This is a genomic window from Mesorhizobium sp. KR1-2, assembly GCF_040045035.1.
Classification (GTDB): Bacteria; Pseudomonadota; Alphaproteobacteria; order Rhizobiales; family Rhizobiaceae; genus Pseudaminobacter.
Window position 1 is genome coordinate 199652 of sequence record NZ_JBDZDS010000008.1, and the last position, 15260, is coordinate 214911.

At 64.6% G+C, this 15260-nt stretch carries 17 protein-coding genes; 15 read left to right on the top strand and 2 right to left on the bottom strand.

All coding sequences use genetic code 11. The features are described from left to right. Positions 1-67: 67 nt before the first annotated feature. Positions 68-985 (bottom strand): pca operon transcription factor PcaQ, encoded by a 918-nt coding sequence (gene pcaQ / locus ABLE85_RS17100; RefSeq protein WP_348793908.1) that lies wholly within the window; start codon positions 983-985, stop codon positions 68-70. A 93-nt stretch (positions 986-1078) separates the two neighbouring features. On the opposite strand from pcaQ, the gene pcaD reads away from it, so the two are divergent. The 11 genes from pcaD to ABLE85_RS17155 all read left to right on the top strand — a co-directional run bounded on the left by pcaD (position 1079) and on the right by ABLE85_RS17155 (position 10817). Then, complete coding sequence (pcaD, locus tag ABLE85_RS17105) at positions 1079-1891, top strand: 3-oxoadipate enol-lactonase (protein WP_348793909.1); 813 nt, start codon at positions 1079-1081, stop codon at positions 1889-1891. Then, positions 1884-2291, top strand: a complete 408-nt coding sequence (pcaC, locus tag ABLE85_RS17110) for a 4-carboxymuconolactone decarboxylase (RefSeq protein ID WP_348793910.1) — start codon at positions 1884-1886, stop codon at positions 2289-2291. Before pcaD ends, pcaC begins: the two co-directional genes overlap by 8 nt. Then, the gene (pcaH, locus tag ABLE85_RS17115) at positions 2288-3043 is read left to right on the top strand and encodes a protocatechuate 3,4-dioxygenase subunit beta (RefSeq protein WP_348793911.1); all 756 of its coding nucleotides are present in this window, start codon (positions 2288-2290) and stop codon (positions 3041-3043) included. Before pcaC ends, pcaH begins: the two co-directional genes overlap by 4 nt. A 1-nt stretch (position 3044) precedes the next feature. Further along, positions 3045-3662, top strand: a complete 618-nt coding sequence (pcaG, locus tag ABLE85_RS17120) for a protocatechuate 3,4-dioxygenase subunit alpha (RefSeq protein ID WP_348793912.1) — start codon at positions 3045-3047, stop codon at positions 3660-3662. A 6-nt stretch (positions 3663-3668) separates the two neighbouring features. After that, complete coding sequence (locus ABLE85_RS17125; protein ID WP_348793913.1) at positions 3669-4721, top strand: 3-carboxy-cis,cis-muconate cycloisomerase; 1053 nt, start codon at positions 3669-3671, stop codon at positions 4719-4721. Between the two features lie 194 nt (positions 4722-4915). Next, the gene (gene pobA, locus ABLE85_RS17130) at positions 4916-6085 is read left to right on the top strand and encodes a 4-hydroxybenzoate 3-monooxygenase (protein ID WP_348793914.1); all 1170 of its coding nucleotides are present in this window, start codon (positions 4916-4918) and stop codon (positions 6083-6085) included. Positions 6086-6252: 167 nt separating this feature from the next. Further along, positions 6253-7425, top strand: a complete 1173-nt coding sequence (locus tag ABLE85_RS17135) for an ABC transporter substrate-binding protein (RefSeq protein ID WP_348793915.1) — start codon at positions 6253-6255, stop codon at positions 7423-7425. Between the two features lie 66 nt (positions 7426-7491). After that, on the top strand, positions 7492-8355 hold the full coding sequence (locus ABLE85_RS17140) for a branched-chain amino acid ABC transporter permease (protein ID WP_348793916.1): 864 nt from the start codon (positions 7492-7494) through the stop codon (positions 8353-8355). Continuing rightward, complete coding sequence (locus ABLE85_RS17145; RefSeq protein ID WP_348793917.1) at positions 8355-9356, top strand: branched-chain amino acid ABC transporter permease; 1002 nt, start codon at positions 8355-8357, stop codon at positions 9354-9356. The genes ABLE85_RS17140 and ABLE85_RS17145 overlap by 1 nt, the downstream gene beginning before the upstream one ends. Next, positions 9356-10120, top strand: coding sequence for an ABC transporter ATP-binding protein (locus ABLE85_RS17150; protein ID WP_348793918.1), 765 nt, complete (start codon positions 9356-9358; stop codon positions 10118-10120). The genes ABLE85_RS17145 and ABLE85_RS17150 overlap by 1 nt, the downstream gene beginning before the upstream one ends. Next, positions 10101-10817: an ABC transporter ATP-binding protein gene (locus tag ABLE85_RS17155; RefSeq protein ID WP_348793919.1), complete on the top strand. Its 717-nt coding sequence runs from the start codon at positions 10101-10103 to the stop codon at positions 10815-10817. The genes ABLE85_RS17150 and ABLE85_RS17155 overlap by 20 nt, the downstream gene beginning before the upstream one ends. Positions 10818-11017: 200 nt before the next feature. Here the strand turns inward: ABLE85_RS17155 and ABLE85_RS17160 are convergent, their stop codons facing one another. Beyond that, positions 11018-11788: an IclR family transcriptional regulator C-terminal domain-containing protein gene (locus ABLE85_RS17160; protein WP_348793920.1), complete on the bottom strand. Its 771-nt coding sequence runs from the start codon at positions 11786-11788 to the stop codon at positions 11018-11020. A 202-nt stretch (positions 11789-11990) separates the two neighbouring features. On the opposite strand from ABLE85_RS17160, the gene ABLE85_RS17165 reads away from it, so the two are divergent. The 4 genes from ABLE85_RS17165 to ABLE85_RS17180 all read left to right on the top strand — a co-directional run bounded on the left by ABLE85_RS17165 (position 11991) and on the right by ABLE85_RS17180 (position 15228). After that, a complete protein-coding gene (locus ABLE85_RS17165) occupies positions 11991-12707 on the top strand; it encodes a 3-oxoacid CoA-transferase subunit A (protein ID WP_348793921.1) in 717 nt (238 codons plus the stop codon). Next, on the top strand, positions 12707-13378 hold the full coding sequence (locus tag ABLE85_RS17170) for a 3-oxoacid CoA-transferase subunit B (protein WP_348793922.1): 672 nt from the start codon (positions 12707-12709) through the stop codon (positions 13376-13378). Before ABLE85_RS17165 ends, ABLE85_RS17170 begins: the two co-directional genes overlap by 1 nt. Positions 13379-13380: 2 nt before the next feature. Further along, positions 13381-14589, top strand: a complete 1209-nt coding sequence (pcaF, locus tag ABLE85_RS17175) for a 3-oxoadipyl-CoA thiolase (protein WP_348793923.1) — start codon at positions 13381-13383, stop codon at positions 14587-14589. Positions 14590-14766: 177 nt separating this feature from the next. Then, entirely contained in the window at positions 14767-15228 is a 462-nt protein-coding gene (locus ABLE85_RS17180) for an Lrp/AsnC family transcriptional regulator (RefSeq protein WP_348793968.1), read from the top strand. Positions 15229-15260: the final 32 nt, after the last annotated feature.

Sequence of the window (15260 nt, forward strand, 5' to 3'; positions counted from 1 at the left end):
ACTGCTTACCGCGGACTGTGACAAGTTAAGGCGACGCCACCGCGCCGATTCCTGTCAGGCTATTCTGTCAGGCCTGGCCTGCAGCCGCCTCGCGTATGGTCTTGAGCAGGATCGAGAAGGCGGGAGAGGGGGCGGTGTCGGTGCGCATGGTCAGTCCGACGGGGCCGCTGGTCTCGCTCGTGTCGACGGGCAGCGTGGCGAGCGTGCCGGCCTTCAGGTCGGCGGCGACGACGCCGGCGGAGATGATCCACACCGCATCGCTCTGCCGCAGGAAGGCGCGGCCGAAGGAATCCGACACCGTCTCGATCTCGGTCGGGATTGTAGCCACGCCGTTGGTGATGAAAAAGCGCTCGACGAAGGGCCGGATGATGGAGCCGCGGGTCGGCATCAGCACCGGGTATTCGCTCAGCCGCTCGAACACGTCCTGGTCGCCCTTGAGCAGCGGATGTCCGGCCCGCACCACGAACACCACCCGTTCGGAATAAAGATGCTCGAAGAAGAAGCCGGTCATCTTGTCGGGCGCCGCGAGGCGGCCGACGACGAGGTCTAGCTCGCCGAGCCGCAATTGCTCGAGCAGAACGGCGTTCTCGCCGGTGACGATCTTGATGGTGGCGCCGGTGTCCTCCTTCAGGAACAGGCTCATGGCGCGCGGCATGATGTGGGCCGAAACCGTGGGCAGCGCGCCGATGCGGATCGGCGGCCCGCCCTCGGCGCCGGAATTGGCGACCGAGTCGATGCCCTGCCGGAGCGCGGTGATTGCCATGCCGGCATGCTGCATGAAGATCTCGCCCGATCGGGTGATGCGAATGCCGCGCCCGTCGCGCTCCAGTACCGCGACGCCCAGCGCCTCTTCCAGCTCGCGGATGGTCTTGGTCACCGCCGGCTGGCTGACATTGAGGATGGCGGCCGCCTTGACCACGCTCTTCTGGCGCGCGACTTCAAGGAAGGTCTGGAGGTGGCGGAACCTGACGCGGCTTTCGATCATGGATTTTCATAACCCATGGGTTAAGAGAATGCCACAAAATATCATTTTACCAAACCAAATAACTAATCCACTGTCGCGCCGAGGAGAAACGCAGTGCAATTCATCGACATTGGCGGCGTCACGCTGCACTACCAGCTGATCGGCGGCCCGGCGGACAAGCCGGTTATCGTCTTTGTCAATTCCCTCGGCACAGACTTCCGCATCTGGCGCGACGTGATCGTCCGTCTCGCCGGCGATTTTCCCATCGTGACTTACGACAAGCGCGGCCACGGCCTGTCGGACGTGGGCGCGGCGCCCTATGCGATGGAGGATCATGTCGGCGATCTGGAAGCGCTGCTCGATCATCTCAATGTAAAGAGCGCGATCGTTTGCGGGCTGTCGGTCGGCGGGCTCGTCGCGCAGGGCCTCTTTGCCAGGCGGCCCGATCTCGTTCGCGCGCTCATCCTGTGCGACACCGCCCACAAGATTGGCACCGCCGAGATGTGGAATGCGCGCATTGCCACCATCGAGGCCGAGGGCATCGAGCCGCTGGCCGATCCGGTGCTCGAGCGCTGGTTCACGCCGGCCTTCCATCACGACCGCGCTATCGAGCTTGCCGGCTATCGCAACATGCTGGTGCGCCAGCCGGCGGCCGGTTACGCCGGCACTTGCGCCGCGCTGCGCGACGCCGACTACACCGAAGCGGCCAAGAGCATTTCCGTGCCGACGCTTTGCATCGCAGGCGACCAGGACGGCTCGACGCCGCCGGAGGTGGTGCGGGGCACCGCCGAGCTCATCGCAGGTTCACGCTTCGAAATCATCGCGCATTGCGGGCACATTCCCTGCGTCGAGCAGCCGGTGGCGTTGCTCGAACTCATCCGCAACTTCCTTGCCGACATTCTTTCCGGAGAGACACATCATGGGTGAACTGGCTCAACACTCGAGCAGGTATCGAGAGGGGCTTGCCGTCAGGCGCTCGGTGCTTGGCGATACCCACGTCGACCGGGCCGAAAAGGCTTCCACCGACTTCGACCGCCCCTTCCAGGAATTGATCACCGAGACCGCCTGGGGCAACGTCTGGGCGCGTCCGGGCTGGACCAAGCGCGAGCGCTCGATGGTGACGCTGGCGCTGCTCGCGGCCCTCGGCCACGACGAGGAAGTGGCCATGCATGTGCGCGCCACGGCCAACACGGGCGCCACGCGTGAGGACATCTGCGAGGCGTTCCTGCACGTTGCCGTCTATGCCGGCGTGCCGGCGGCCAACCAGGCGATCAAGATCGCCAAGCAGGTATTCGCCGAAATGGACGCGGAAAGTGGGGCAAAATGAGCGCTGATCCCTTCTCCAACCGCAAACCCGAGACGGGCGCCTTCTTCCAGCGCGACCGCCTGTGGCACCCGCCGGTATTCACGCCCGGCTACAAGACCTCCGTGCTGCGCTCGCCGCAGAAGGCGCTTCTGTCGCTCGACAACACGCTGTCGGAGATCACCGGCCCGGTGTTCGGGCACAACATGCTGGGCGATCTCGACAACGACCTGATCCACAACTTCGCCAAGCCCGGCGAGAGCGCCATCGGCCCGCGCATCATCGTCTATGGCCGCGTGCTCGACGAGCGCGGCAAGGGCGTGCCCGGCGCGCTGCTGGAATTCTGGCAGGCCAATGCCGGCGGCCGCTACCGACACAAGAAGGAAGGCTATGTCGCCGCCCTCGACCCGAATTTCGGTGGCTGCGGGCGCACCATCACCGACGAGGATGGCAACTACGCCTTCCGCACCATTCAGCCCGGGCCCTATCCCTGGCCGAACGGCGTCAACGACTGGCGCCCGGCGCACATCCACTTCTCGGTGTTCGGGCACGGCTTTGCCCAGCGCCTGATCACCCAGATGTATTTCGAGGGCGATCCGATGATCTGGCAGTGCCCGATCGTGAAGACCATACCCGACAGGGCGGCCGTCGAAACGTTGATCGCAGCGCTTGATCGCGAGGCGACGATCCCGATGGACGCGCGCGCCTACAAGTTCGACATCGTGCTGCGCGGGCGCCGCTCGTCGCTGTTCGAAAACAGGCTGGAGGGCAACTGATATGGTGCAGTCTCTCAACCGTCTGAAGGAAACCCCTTCGCAGACCGCGGGACCCTACGTCCATATCGGCATGACGCCGAATTTCTGCGACATCACGGGCGTCTACAAGGAAGACCTCGGCGCCACCATGGTCAACGACAAGACCAGGGGCGAGCGCATCACCATCCGCGCCCGTGTGCTCGACGGCACCGGCACGCCGCTCAAGGATGCGCTGATCGAGATCTGGCAGGCCGACGCCGACGGCCTCTACAACTCGCCGTCCGAAATGCGCGGCGCGGCCGATCCGAATTTTCTCGGCTGGGGCCGCAAGGCCACCGACATGGACACCGGCGAATGCGTCTTCGAGACGATCAAGCCGGGTCGCGTGCCGTTCAAGGACGGCCGCAGGATGGCTCCGCATATCAGCTTCTGGATCGTCGCGCGCGGCATCAATATCGGCCTGCAGACGCGCATGTACTTCCCCGAGGAAGAGGCGGCGAATGCCGAGGACCCGGTTCTGGCCCGCATCGAGCACAAGGTGCGCGTGCCGACGCTGATCGCTGAGCGCGGGGCCGACGGCGCCTATGTTTTCGATATCCATCTCCAGGGGGAGAAGGAAACGGTCTTCTTCGACATCTGAGCCGCCATGTCCTTCTCGCCCTTCGATCATCCCGTACTGTCCGGCCTTCTCGGCGACGACGAGACCGCGCGCCATTTTTCGGCGCTGGCGGAGATCGAAGCCATGCTCGATTTCGAGCGTGCGTTGGCCGAGGCGGAAGCAGACCAGGGGATCATCGAACGCGAGGCGGCGGCGGCAATCGTCGCCGCACTCGGTACATTCAAGCCGGATCTTGCGGCGCTGAAGGCGGGGGTCGGACAGGACGGCGTTGTGGTGCCGGAACTGGTCAGGCAGCTGCGTGCTGCGATCGGCAAGCCGCATGACAAGGCGGTGCATTTCGGCGCCACCAGCCAGGACGTGATCGACACCGGCCTGATCTTGCGGCTGAAGCCGGTGATCGCGCATCTCGACGCGACGCTGTCCGAGGTGACCGACCGGCTTGCCGGCGTCGAGGCCCGTTTCGGCAGCCGGCTCATGATGGGCAAAACGCGCATGCAGGCCGCAATCCCGATCACGGTCGCGGACCGTGTCCGGTCATGGCGGGAGCCGCTGGTCCGACATCGCAAGCGGCTGGACGAGCAGCGCGGCGAGATGCTGGTCGTACAGTTCGGCGGGGCGGCGGGCACGCTGGAAAAGCTGGGCGACAGGGCGCCTGCCGTACGCGCAGCACTGGCGGCGAAGCTGGGACTGGCCGATGCGCCGCAATGGCACAGCCAGCGCGACAGGCTGGCCGATTTTGCCAGCCTCCTGTCGCTCATAGCCGGCAGCCTTGGCAAATTCGGGCAGGACGTTGCGCTGATGGCGCAGGCCGGCGGCGAGATCGTGCTGCAAGGCGGGGGCGGTTCCTCGGCCATGCCGCACAAGCAGAATCCGGTCGCCGCCGAAATCCTGGTCACGCTCGCGCGGTTCAACGCCACGCAGGTTTCGGGAATGCACCAGGCGCTGGTGCACGAGCAGGAGCGCTCCGGCGCGGCCTGGACCCTGGAATGGCTCATCCTGCCGCAGATGGTGGCTGCTGCCGCGGCCTCGCTCCGTCAGGCGAAGGCTTTGGCCGGACAGATCGAGGCCATCGGCACCTAGAGCATGATCCCGAACCGAAGGTCCGCGTCAGCGAAAAGTGGAGGCCGGTTTTCGGAAAAGATCACGCTCCACCAAAGAGTCTAGCGGCGGATTTTCTTCCACCGCGACCACGGAATTGGAATGCGAATGCCATGCCCAAGAGCCCGACATCCGGGCCAGGGATGGCGCCGACGCAAACGATAAGAAGGAAAGCAATGCGTACGCAGGTTGTCATCATCGGTTCGGGTCCCTCGGGTCTGCTGCTCGGGCAGCTTCTGGCCAACAACGGCATCGACAATGTCATTCTGGAGCGTGTCGACCGGGACTACGTGCTGGGCCGCGTGCGCGCCGGCGTGCTGGAGCAGGGCATGGTGGATTTGCTTGAGGAGGCCGGCGCCGGGGCCCGCATGAATGCCGAGGGTCTGCCGCACGAGGGCATCTCGCTTGCCTTCGACAATCGCCTCCATCGCATCGACCTTCACGGGCTCACCGGCAAGCGCGTCATGGTCTATGGCCAGACCGAGGTGACCCATGACCTGATGGACAAGCGCGAGGCCGCCGGCCTGACCACGGTCTACGAGGCCAAGAACGTCCAGCCGCACGATTTCGATACGGCCGCGCCTTACGTTACCTACGAGAAGGACGGCGTCACCCACCGCATCGACTGCGATTTCATCGCGGGCTGCGACGGTTTCCACGGCGTCAGCCGCAAGTCGGTGCCGCAGGATGCAATCCGCACCTATGAGCGCGCCTATCCGTTCGGCTGGCTGGGTATTCTGGCCGAGGTGCCGCCGGCGGACCATGAGTTGATCTACGCCAATCACCCCCGCGGTTTCGCGCTCTGCTCCATGCGCTCCGAGCATCGCAGCCGCTACTATGTGCAGTGCCCGCTCGACGACAAGATCGAGGACTGGAGCGACGAGCGTTTCTGGGACGAACTGCGCCGGCGCCTGCCCAAGGAGGCGGCCGACAAGGTGACCACTGGCCCGTCCTTCGAAAAGTCGATCGCGCCGTTGCGGTCCTTCGTCGCCGAGCCGATGCAGTTCGGGCGGCTCTCGCTGGTGGGCGATGCGGCCCACATCGTGCCGCCGACGGGTGCCAAGGGCTTGAACCTTGCCGCCAGCGACGTGCGCTACCTGTTCTCGGGCCTGCGCGAATATTATCTCGACAAGTCGTCTGCCGGCATGGAGGCCTATTCGGCCAAGGCGTTGGCGCGGGTGTGGAAGGCGGTGCGCTTCTCCTGGTGGATGACCACCATGCTGCACCGCTTCCCGGATACCGACGCCTTCGGCCAGCGCATCCAGGAGGCCGAGCTCGACTATCTGGTCCACTCGCAGGCGGCTTCCGCTTCGCTTGCTGAAAACTATGTCGGCTTGCCTTATTAAGGGCAAGCTGCCCCATTACGGGCAGGCGACGTGCCGCATATATAGCCTTTTGATTATATAATGCTCGTTTCTTTTCATTTTACATTACCGTTTTGAGCATGACACTTGCGGCCAGTGAAATGGCGGAACCCGGCTCTCGAAGCCGGGTGCTTATCGTGGAGGGAAACATGAAGAAGATTCTTTTGACAGCGGTTGCGGCTGTGGCGCTTTGCGGGTCGGCCTATGCCGATACGATCAAGATCGGCGTCGTCGGCCCCTTCTCGGGCCCGTTCGCCATCCAGGGCAAGAATTTCAAGGCCGGCATCGACGCCTATATGGCGCTGAACGGCAGCAAGGTCGGCGACGACGACATCCAGATCGTCTACCGCGACGTGCCGCAGGCCGACCCGGCCCAGTCCAAGGCGCTGGCGCAGGAGCTGGTGGTCAAGGAAGGCGTGCAGTATCTGGCCGGCTTCTACTTCACGCCCGATGCCATGGCCGTCACCCCGCTGCTCAAGCAGGCCAACGTGCCGCTGGTGGTCATGAACGCCGCCACCTCGGCGATTGTCACCAAGAGCCCGCTGGTGGTGCGCACCTCCTTCACCACTTGGCAGACCTCCGCGCCCATGGCCAAGGTCGCCAAGGAGCGCGGCGTCAAGAAGGTCATCACCGTGGTCAGCGACTACGGTCCGGGCGTCGACGCCGAGACCGCATTTAAGACCACCTTTGCCGCCGAGGGCGGCGAGGTCGTGGACTCGATCCGCATGCCGCTGTCGACCAACGACTTCAGCCCGATCATGCAGCGCGTGAAGGATTCCGGCGCCGACGCCGTCTTCGCCTTCCTGCCTTCGGGCCCGACCACGCTTGGCTTCGTCAAGGCCTATAACGACAACGGCCTGAAGAACGCCGGCGTCCAGTTCCTGGCTCCGGGCGATCTCACGCAGGAATCCGACCTGCCGGCGCTCGGCGCATCGGCGGAAGGCCTGCTGACGACCTTCCACTATGCCGTCTCGCACGACTCGGCCGAGAACAAGAAGTTCGTCGAGGCCGCCGAGAAGGCCATCGGCACCCCTGCCGAACTGTCCTTCCCCTCGGTCGGCGCCTATGACGGCATGCATGTCATCTACAAGATGATCGAGGCGACCGGCGGCAAACAGGACGCGCAGAAGGCCGTGGACGCCGTGAAGGGCATGGCTTGGGAAAGCCCGCGCGGACCCGTTTCGATCGACGCAGAAAGCCGTCACATCACGCAGAACATCTACCTGCGCGAAGTGGCCAAGGCCGACGACGGCACCTATTACAACAAGGAAATCGCGACCTTCGAAAACCAGACCGACCCCGGCCTGGCTGCCGCGAAGTAAGCGAACTATCAGGAACCGACGCCCGGTGGCCGCGTGCGGCTTCCGGGCGCCTTGCCGGAAAGAGCGATGCAAACCGTTTTCAGCGTTGGGACCGATGCCCTTGCCTATGGCATGGTGCTGTTCGTCATCTCGATCGGACTGTCGGTGACCATGGGCCTGATGCGCGTGGTCAATCTTGCCCACGGCGCCTTTGCGATGATCGGCGGCTACAGCGCCTCCTACGCGGCCCAGACCCTCGGCTTCGGCTATGCCGTGGCGATCCTGATCGCCGTGGTGGGCACCATTCTTATCGCCATTCCCGTCGAGCGGCTGCTCTACCGCCGCATCTATGGCGCGCCCGAGCTGACGCAGGTGCTGATGACCATCGGCATCACCTTCTGCGTCATCGGCATCGCCAATTATGTATTCGGCCCGACGCTGAAGACGATCCCGGTGCCCGAGACGCTGCGCGGGCCGGTCGATCTCGGCTTCCGCTCCATCGCCGCGCATAAGCTGTTCGCCATCGCCTGCGGCGTGGTGGTTGCCGGCGGCCTGTGGTTCCTGATTGAAAAGACCGCCTTCGGCGTGAAGCTCAGAGCCTCTGTCGACAACGCTGCCATGGCAGCATCGCTCGGCGTGCGCACCAAGATAGTCTATGCGGTCAGCTTCGCGGTCGCGGTCGGGCTTGCCGCCTTCGGCGGCATCGTCGGCGCCGAACTGCTGCCGATCGAGCCCTATTACGCGCTGCGCTACATGGTGACCTTCCTTGTCGTCGTCTCTGTCGGCGGCGCGGGCTCCATTCCCGGCGCGCTGCTCGCCTGTCTGGTGCTCGGCGCCATCGACACGACCGGCCGCTACCTGTTGCCGGAATATGGCGAATTCTTCTTCTACCTCGCGGTGATCGCAATCGTCTGCACCTTCCCGCGCGGACTTCTGGGCAGGAAGAAATAATGGCCGCGATTGAAACCACTTCTCCGACGGCCAAGGCGGCGACTGCCCCCAACTGGCTGCTGCGCGATCTGGCGGGCCTTGCCGTGATCCTGATCGTTGCGGCGATCGGCTTTCTGCTGTTCCCCAACAACCTCGCGCTGCTGACGCGCATCACTGCGATTGCGCTGCTGGTTCTGTCGCTTGACCTCGTCACCGGCTATTGCGGCATCGCCACGCTCGGCCATGCCGCGCTGTTCGGGGCAGGGGCCTATGCGGCGGGCATTGCCGCCGCGCATTTCGACATCAACGACCCGATCGCCATGGTTGCCATCGGCGCCCTCGGCGGCGCGGTGGCGGGGCTGGTCTCCGGCGCGGTGATCCTGCGCGGCCATGGCCTGGCGCAGCTCGTGCTTTCCATTGCCGTGGTGCATCTGTTCCACGAGATCGCCAACAAGGCGTCGGAGTGGACCGGCGGCAGCGATGGCCTGTCCGGCATTTCGCCCGATCCGGTGTTCGGCGTGTTCGAGTTCGACCTCTGGGGCCACACCGCCTATGGCTTCGGCATCGCGCTGCTGGTCATCGTCTTCATGCTGCTGCGCCTTCTGGTGCGCTCGCCCTTCGGCATGCTGTGCCGGGGCATCAAGGAAGACCCGATCCGCGTCAGCGCGATGGGCGCCTCGGTGCAGGGTACGCTTTTGCGCATGTACGTCATTTCCGGCGCTGTGGCCGGCATCGGCGGCGCGCTCAACGCCATCTCCACCCAGGTCGTGGGGCTCGACAGCCTCAGCTTCACCACCTCGGCGGAGTCGCTGGTCATGCTGGTTCTGGGCGGCACAGGCTCGCTCTTCGGCGCGCTGATCGGCACCGTCAGCTTCATGGTGTTCAAGGACTTTGTCTCGGCGGTCAATCCGTTCCATTGGCTCACCATCGTCGGCGCGCTGCTGATCGCGGTGGTGCTGTTTGCGCCGAAGGGCCTCTATGGCACCGCGGCCCAGCTTCTGAACCGTTCCCGGAGGCAGTGATGAGCACGGTCTTCCAGGTCCAGAACCTGAAAAAATCCTTCGGCGGCCTTGCAGTGACGCAGGACGTCTCGATCTCCATGGCACCGGGCGACCGGGTGGCGCTGATCGGCCCCAACGGCGCCGGCAAGACCACGTTCGTCAATCTGGTCACTGGGCACCTGCAGCCGGATTCCGGCAAGGTGACGCTCGGCGGCGAGGACGTGACTTCGCTGGGGCCCACCAAGCGCGTGCAGCAGGGGCTGGTGCGGTCGTTCCAGGTGACGCGGCTGTTCGCCGACATGACGCCGCAAGAGCATGTGGCCCTGGCGGTGCTGCAGCGCACCGGACGTTCGCGCCGCATCCTTGGCAACTTCCACGCCATGCCCGACGTGATGGCCGAGGTGGGCGAACTGCTCCACACGCTCGGCATCGACCATATCGCCACCCGCAAGGTCAGCGAGATCGCCTATGGCCAGCAGCGCCTGCTGGAAATCGCGCTGGCGCTCGCGCTGAAGCCGAAGGTGTTGCTACTCGACGAGCCCGCCGCCGGCGTGCCGCAGAGCGACACCCCGCGCATCGAGGCCGCCCTTGCCGGCCTGCCTTCCGACCTTGCCGTGCTGATGATCGAGCACGACATGGATCTCGTTTTCCGCTTCGCCAGGCGCGTCGTCGTGCTTGCCGCCGGCGCCATCATCTTCGACGGCTCGCCGCAGGATGTGACCAAGGATGCGCGCGTGCGCGAAGCCTATCTCGGAAACTACGCCAATGACCGCAGCGCCGCTTGAAGTCACCGATCTCAGCGCCGGCTATGGCCCGACGCGCGTACTGGAGGGCGTCAGCTTCTCCGTTGCCGCCGGCTCGCGCCTTGCGGTGCTCGGCCGCAACGGCATGGGCAAGACCACGCTGTTCGCCACCATCGCCGGCCAGACCAAGCGCTATGGCGGCACGGTCCGCCTCGGCGGCAAAGAACTCGGCAATATGGAAAGTGCGGCGCGCGCACGTTCCGGTCTCGGCTATGTGCCGCAGGCGCGCTGCATCTTCCCGTCGCTGACAGTCGAGGAAAACCTGTTCGTGGGCCTCAAGGATCGCGATCGCTCGGCGATCGAGGAAGCCTACGACATGTTTCCGCGGCTGAAGGAACGCCGTAAGAATCTCGGCTCGCAGCTTTCGGGCGGCGAGCAGCAGATGCTTTCGACCGCCCGCACCATTCTGGGCAAGCCGACCGTGCTGCTGCTCGATGAGCCGCTGGAAGGGCTCGCCCCGGTCATCTGCGAGGAACTGATGGCGGCCTTTTCCAAGCTGGCCTCCAGCGGCGATATGACGATCCTCCTGGTCGAGCAGCGCATCCAGAGCGCGCTCGACTTTGCCGACCATGCGATCATCCTCGAGCGCGGCCGGATTGCATGGTCGGGCACGCCGGGAGATCTTTCCGGGCAGCCGGAAGTGGTGGAACGGTTGCTGGGCGTGGGTGGATTGCATTGAAGCGCGGCGCCCTCCCTCCCCCCTGAGGGGAGGGTAGCCCGAAGGGCCGGGAGGGGTTGGTTCATGCCGCGCGCCGACGCAATTCCTTCACTTTCGGACAGCGTTGAAGAGTAGGCCGCGCACTACCGCAATGACCCTCCCACATCCGTCGCTTCGCTCCGGATGCGACCTCCCCTCAAGGGGGAGGTGGGCGCCGGCGCTCACTGCACGAAAAAGTCTTCAATCCTCGCCGCCGTTTGTTTCAGCAGCGGCAGGAAATCGCGCTCCATTTCGGCAGCGGAATGACGCGCGGACTGGGTGGAGACATTGATGGCCGCGACGATCGCACCCGACCGGTCGCGCAGCGGCACCGCAATCGAGCGCAGGCCGATTTCCAGCTCCTCGTCGACCACCGCATAACCTTCCCGGCGCGCCCTGGCCACGGTCTCTGCAATCCGTTTCGGCTCCGTAAGGGTCTTTTCGGTCTTTGGTGTGAGCGGGATGCGGGACAGGAAGGCGTCGACTTCCTCGGGCTTCAGGCCCGACAGCAGCACGCGCCCCATGGCCGTGCAATAGGCTGGCAGATGCGAGCCGACATGCAGCTCCAGGCTGACGATGCGCGGACCAGCGACCCGGGCCACATAGACGACATCCTCGCCGGATAAGATTGTGGCCGAGCAGGATTCCTGCAGCGCGGCTGCCGTCTGCCGCATGAAGGGCTCGGCGAAGGCCCAGAGCGAGGTGCCCTGCAGCCAGGTGCGGGCGACCGACAAAAGCCGCGGCGAGAGCGCGAACAGCCGGCCGGTCTGCGTGGCATAGCCGGTGGCGACCAGGGTGAGCAGGAAGCGCCGCGCGCCTGCCCGCGTCAGCCCCGCCTTTTCGGCCGTCTCGGTGAGTGTCAGCCCGGCCGGATGCGCGGCAAGGATTTCCATGACGCCAAGCCCGCGCTCCAGCGAGTTCACATGGTCGCGTGAGGCGGCTTCATCGGACATGGGCAATGCCTCCATGGGCGTAGCCTAGGACGGCGGCGCCGAATGTTGACTCTTCAACGGTGATCATGGCAAAGTATCGCATAGAAAACAAATGTTCGCAATACGAACTTTTTGTTGATGTGGCGGGCTGTGAACATAGCTTTCGCCAACAGTTTCTCGCTGCGGTCGTCATGGCCGCCAGTCAGGATGGGTGAGATCAACGATGAACAAAATCAGTCCGAGCTTGGAGGATGCGGTCGCCGACATCCAGGACGGCATGGTGGTGATGATTGGCGGCTTTGGTGGGGCAGGCGCACCGATCGAGCTCATCCATGCGCTCGTCGAGCGATACAAGAAGACCGGATCTCCGGGCCGGCTTACCGTGGTGAACAACAATGCCGGCAATGGCGATGTCGGCATCGCGGCCATGATCTATGCGGGCATGGTGGCCAAGATGGTCTGCTCGTTCCCCCGCTCGTCGGACCCGCGCGCCTTCACCGAAAAATATCTGGCGGGTGAAATCGAGCTCGAATTGGTGCCGCAAGGCACGTTGGCCGAGCGCATCCGCGCCGGCGGCGCCGGCATCCCCGCCTTCTACACGCCGACGAGTTTTGGCACGCTGGTTGCCGAAGGCAAGCCGGTTGCCGAATTCGAGGGTCGGAAATACGTCCAGGAGCGCTGGCTGAAGGCCGACGTTGCCCTGATCAAGGCCGAGCTGGCCGACCGCAAGGGCAACCTGACCTATCACAAGGCGGCGCGCAATTTCTCGCCGCTGATGGCGACGGCGGCCGCGACCACGATCGTGCAGGCAAGCCGCATCCTAGAGCCGGGTGGGATCGACCCCGAACATGTCGTGACAGCGGGCATTTTCGTGAACCGGATCGTGGAAGTTCCAAACCCGAGCCAGGAAGAAGCTCTGTTGCGCGAGGTGACCAAGTAATGACTGTCAAGCTGACGAACGCGCAGATCGCATGGCGTGCGGCGCAGGACATTCCCGACGGCGCCTATGTGAACCTCGGCATCGGCTTTCCCGAGATGGTCGCGAAGTTCAAGCCCGACGGGCGCGAGGTGATCTATCACACCGAGAACGGCATCCTCGATTTCGGCGAGGCCCCGCCCGCCGGCCAGGAGGACTGGGACCTGATCAACGCCGGCAAGAAGGCCGTCACCCTCAACCCGGGCGCCTCCTTCTTCCACCATGCCGACAGCTTCGCCATGGTGCGCGGCGGCCATCTGGATGTCGCCATCCTGGGTGCCTATGAGGTTGCCGAAAACGGCGACCTGGCGAACTGGAGCACGGGGCCGGGTTCGGTGCCGGCCGTGGGCGGCGCGATGGATCTTGTCCACGGCGCCAAGCGGGTTTGCGTCATCACCGACCACACCACCAAGGACGGGCGGCCCAAGCTGCTCAAGCAGTGCCGGCTGCCGCTGACCGGCGTCGGCTGCGTCACGACGGTCTATACCAGCCTCGCCGTGCTCGACATCGTTAACGCGCGCTTCGTTCTTCGGGAAAAGCTGCCCAGCATCAGCCTCGATGAACTCCAGGCCTTGACCGAAGCCACCCTGGTGGTCGAAGGCAGCGTCAAAGATCTTGTCGTTCCGGAGGTTTGAACATGGCTGACGCCTATATCTGTGACTATATCCGCACGCCGATCGGCCGTTTCGGCGGCTCGCTCTCCTCGGTGCGCGCCGATGATCTTGGCGCAGTGCCGCTGAAGGCGCTGGTCGAGCGCAACGCCTCCGTCGATTGGGCTGCCGTGGACGACGTGATCTATGGCTGCGCCAACCAGGCCGGCGAGGACAACCGCAACGTGGCGCGCATGGCGCTGCTTCTGGCCGGCCTGCCGATCGAAGTGCCGGGCACGACGATGAACCGCCTCTGCGGTTCGGGCATGGATGCCGTCATCGCCGCCGCGCGCGCCATTAAGGCCGGCGAGGCCGAGCTGATGATCGCCGGCGGCGTGGAATCGATGAGCCGCGCGCCCTTCGTCATGCCCAAGGCCGACACCGCCTTCTCGCGCAATGCCGAAATCTACGACACCACCATCGGCTGGCGCTTCATCAACCCGCTGATGAAGAAGCAGTATGGCGTCGATTCCATGCCGGAGACCGGCGAGAATGTCGCCGAAGAGTTCCAGGTCAGCCGCGCCGACCAGGACGCCTTTGCCGCGCGCAGCCAGGCCAAGGCCGTGGCCGCGCAGGAAAACGGCCGCCTCGGCCGCGAGATCACGTCAGTGACGATCCCGCAGCGCAAGGGCGACCCGGTCGTGGTGGCAAAGGACGAGCATCCGCGCGCCGGCACCACGGTGGAATCGCTCGCCAAGCTGCCGACCCCCTTCAAGAAGGAAGGCGGCACAGTGACGGCCGGCAACGCCTCCGGCGTCAATGATGGTGCTGCGGCACTAATCGTCGCCTCGGAAGCCGCGATCAAGAAATACGGCCTGACGCCGATCGCACGCATCGTCGGCGGCGCCACCGCCGGTGTTGCCCCGCGCATCATGGGCATGGGCCCGGCGCCTGCGACCAAGAAGCTGTGCGCGCGCCTCGGCATCAAGCCGTCCGACTTCGACGTCATCGAGCTCAATGAAGCATTCGCCTCCCAAGGCATCGCCGTGCTTCGCGACCTCGGCATTGCCGAGGACGCGGAGCACGTGAACCCGAATGGCGGCGCGATTGCGCTGGGGCACCCGCTCGGCATGTCGGGCGCGCGCATTACGGGAACGGCGGCGCTGGAGCTCAAGGAGCGCGGCGGCAAGCTGGCACTCGCCACCATGTGCATCGGCGTCGGTCAGGGCATCGCGATCGCGCTCGAGCGCGTCTGAGCCGAATCATAGACCGCATTTTTGAGGGCCCGGCGTCGCTGACGCCGGGCTTTTTCTTTGTGCGGCCGGCGCCACGGCCCGCGCGGATTAGACGGGCCATTTCCGTTTCCAGCGAAATCGAAAGCGGATAGAAATGTTTACCCTCAAGATTCCCGATAATGGAGATGGTCCTTGCAAATTGACGACTTCGATAAAAAGATTCTTTCCGAAATCCAGAAGGATGCTAGCCTGTCCGTATCAGCCATCGCCGAGCGCGTCAGCCTTTCGCCGACGCCGTGCTGGCGGCGGCTGCAGCGGCTGGAGCGCGAGGGGTTCATCGACGGGCGGGTGACGCTGTTGAACCAGGAGCGCGTCGGGCTCGAACTGACGGTCTTCGTGATGATCCGAACCAACCAGCACAACAGGGCCTGGCTTGAACGCTTCAGCACGGCCGTCGGCAAGTTCCCGGAGATCGTGGAGGTGAACCGGCTGGCAGGCGAATACGACTACCTGCTGAAGGTCATCACCAAAAACAACGCCGCTTACGACGCCTTCTACAAGAATTTTATCGACGAGATCGAACTGAGCGATGTCACGTCCTGCTTCTCCATGGAACAGATCAAATACTCGACCGAGCTGCCCCTCGGCGTCGTCGCCTGACGGGCTGGAGCATGATCCCGAAAAGTTGCAGA

Bases quoted from the DNA above. Each gene is read 5' to 3' on its own strand.
- pcaQ (WP_348793908.1), bottom strand. From the start codon at position 985: ATGATCGAAAGCCGCGTCAGGTTCCGCCACCTCCAGACCTTCCTTGAA.
- pcaC (WP_348793910.1), top strand. From the start codon at position 1,884: ATGGGTGAACTGGCTCAACACTCGAGCAGGTATCGAGAGGGGCTTGCC.
- pcaH (WP_348793911.1), top strand. From the start codon at position 2,288: ATGAGCGCTGATCCCTTCTCCAACCGCAAACCCGAGACGGGCGCCTTC.
- pcaG (WP_348793912.1), top strand. From the start codon at position 3,045: ATGGTGCAGTCTCTCAACCGTCTGAAGGAAACCCCTTCGCAGACCGCG.
- ABLE85_RS17125 (WP_348793913.1), top strand. From the start codon at position 3,669: ATGTCCTTCTCGCCCTTCGATCATCCCGTACTGTCCGGCCTTCTCGGC.
- pobA (WP_348793914.1), top strand. From the start codon at position 4,916: ATGCGTACGCAGGTTGTCATCATCGGTTCGGGTCCCTCGGGTCTGCTG.
- ABLE85_RS17135 (WP_348793915.1), top strand. From the start codon at position 6,253: ATGAAGAAGATTCTTTTGACAGCGGTTGCGGCTGTGGCGCTTTGCGGG.
- ABLE85_RS17140 (WP_348793916.1), top strand. From the start codon at position 7,492: ATGCAAACCGTTTTCAGCGTTGGGACCGATGCCCTTGCCTATGGCATG.
- ABLE85_RS17145 (WP_348793917.1), top strand. From the start codon at position 8,355: ATGGCCGCGATTGAAACCACTTCTCCGACGGCCAAGGCGGCGACTGCC.
- ABLE85_RS17150 (WP_348793918.1), top strand. From the start codon at position 9,356: ATGAGCACGGTCTTCCAGGTCCAGAACCTGAAAAAATCCTTCGGCGGC.
- ABLE85_RS17155 (WP_348793919.1), top strand. From the start codon at position 10,101: ATGACCGCAGCGCCGCTTGAAGTCACCGATCTCAGCGCCGGCTATGGC.
- ABLE85_RS17160 (WP_348793920.1), bottom strand. From the start codon at position 11,788: ATGTCCGATGAAGCCGCCTCACGCGACCATGTGAACTCGCTGGAGCGC.
- ABLE85_RS17165 (WP_348793921.1), top strand. From the start codon at position 11,991: ATGAACAAAATCAGTCCGAGCTTGGAGGATGCGGTCGCCGACATCCAG.
- ABLE85_RS17170 (WP_348793922.1), top strand. From the start codon at position 12,707: ATGACTGTCAAGCTGACGAACGCGCAGATCGCATGGCGTGCGGCGCAG.
- pcaF (WP_348793923.1), top strand. From the start codon at position 13,381: ATGGCTGACGCCTATATCTGTGACTATATCCGCACGCCGATCGGCCGT.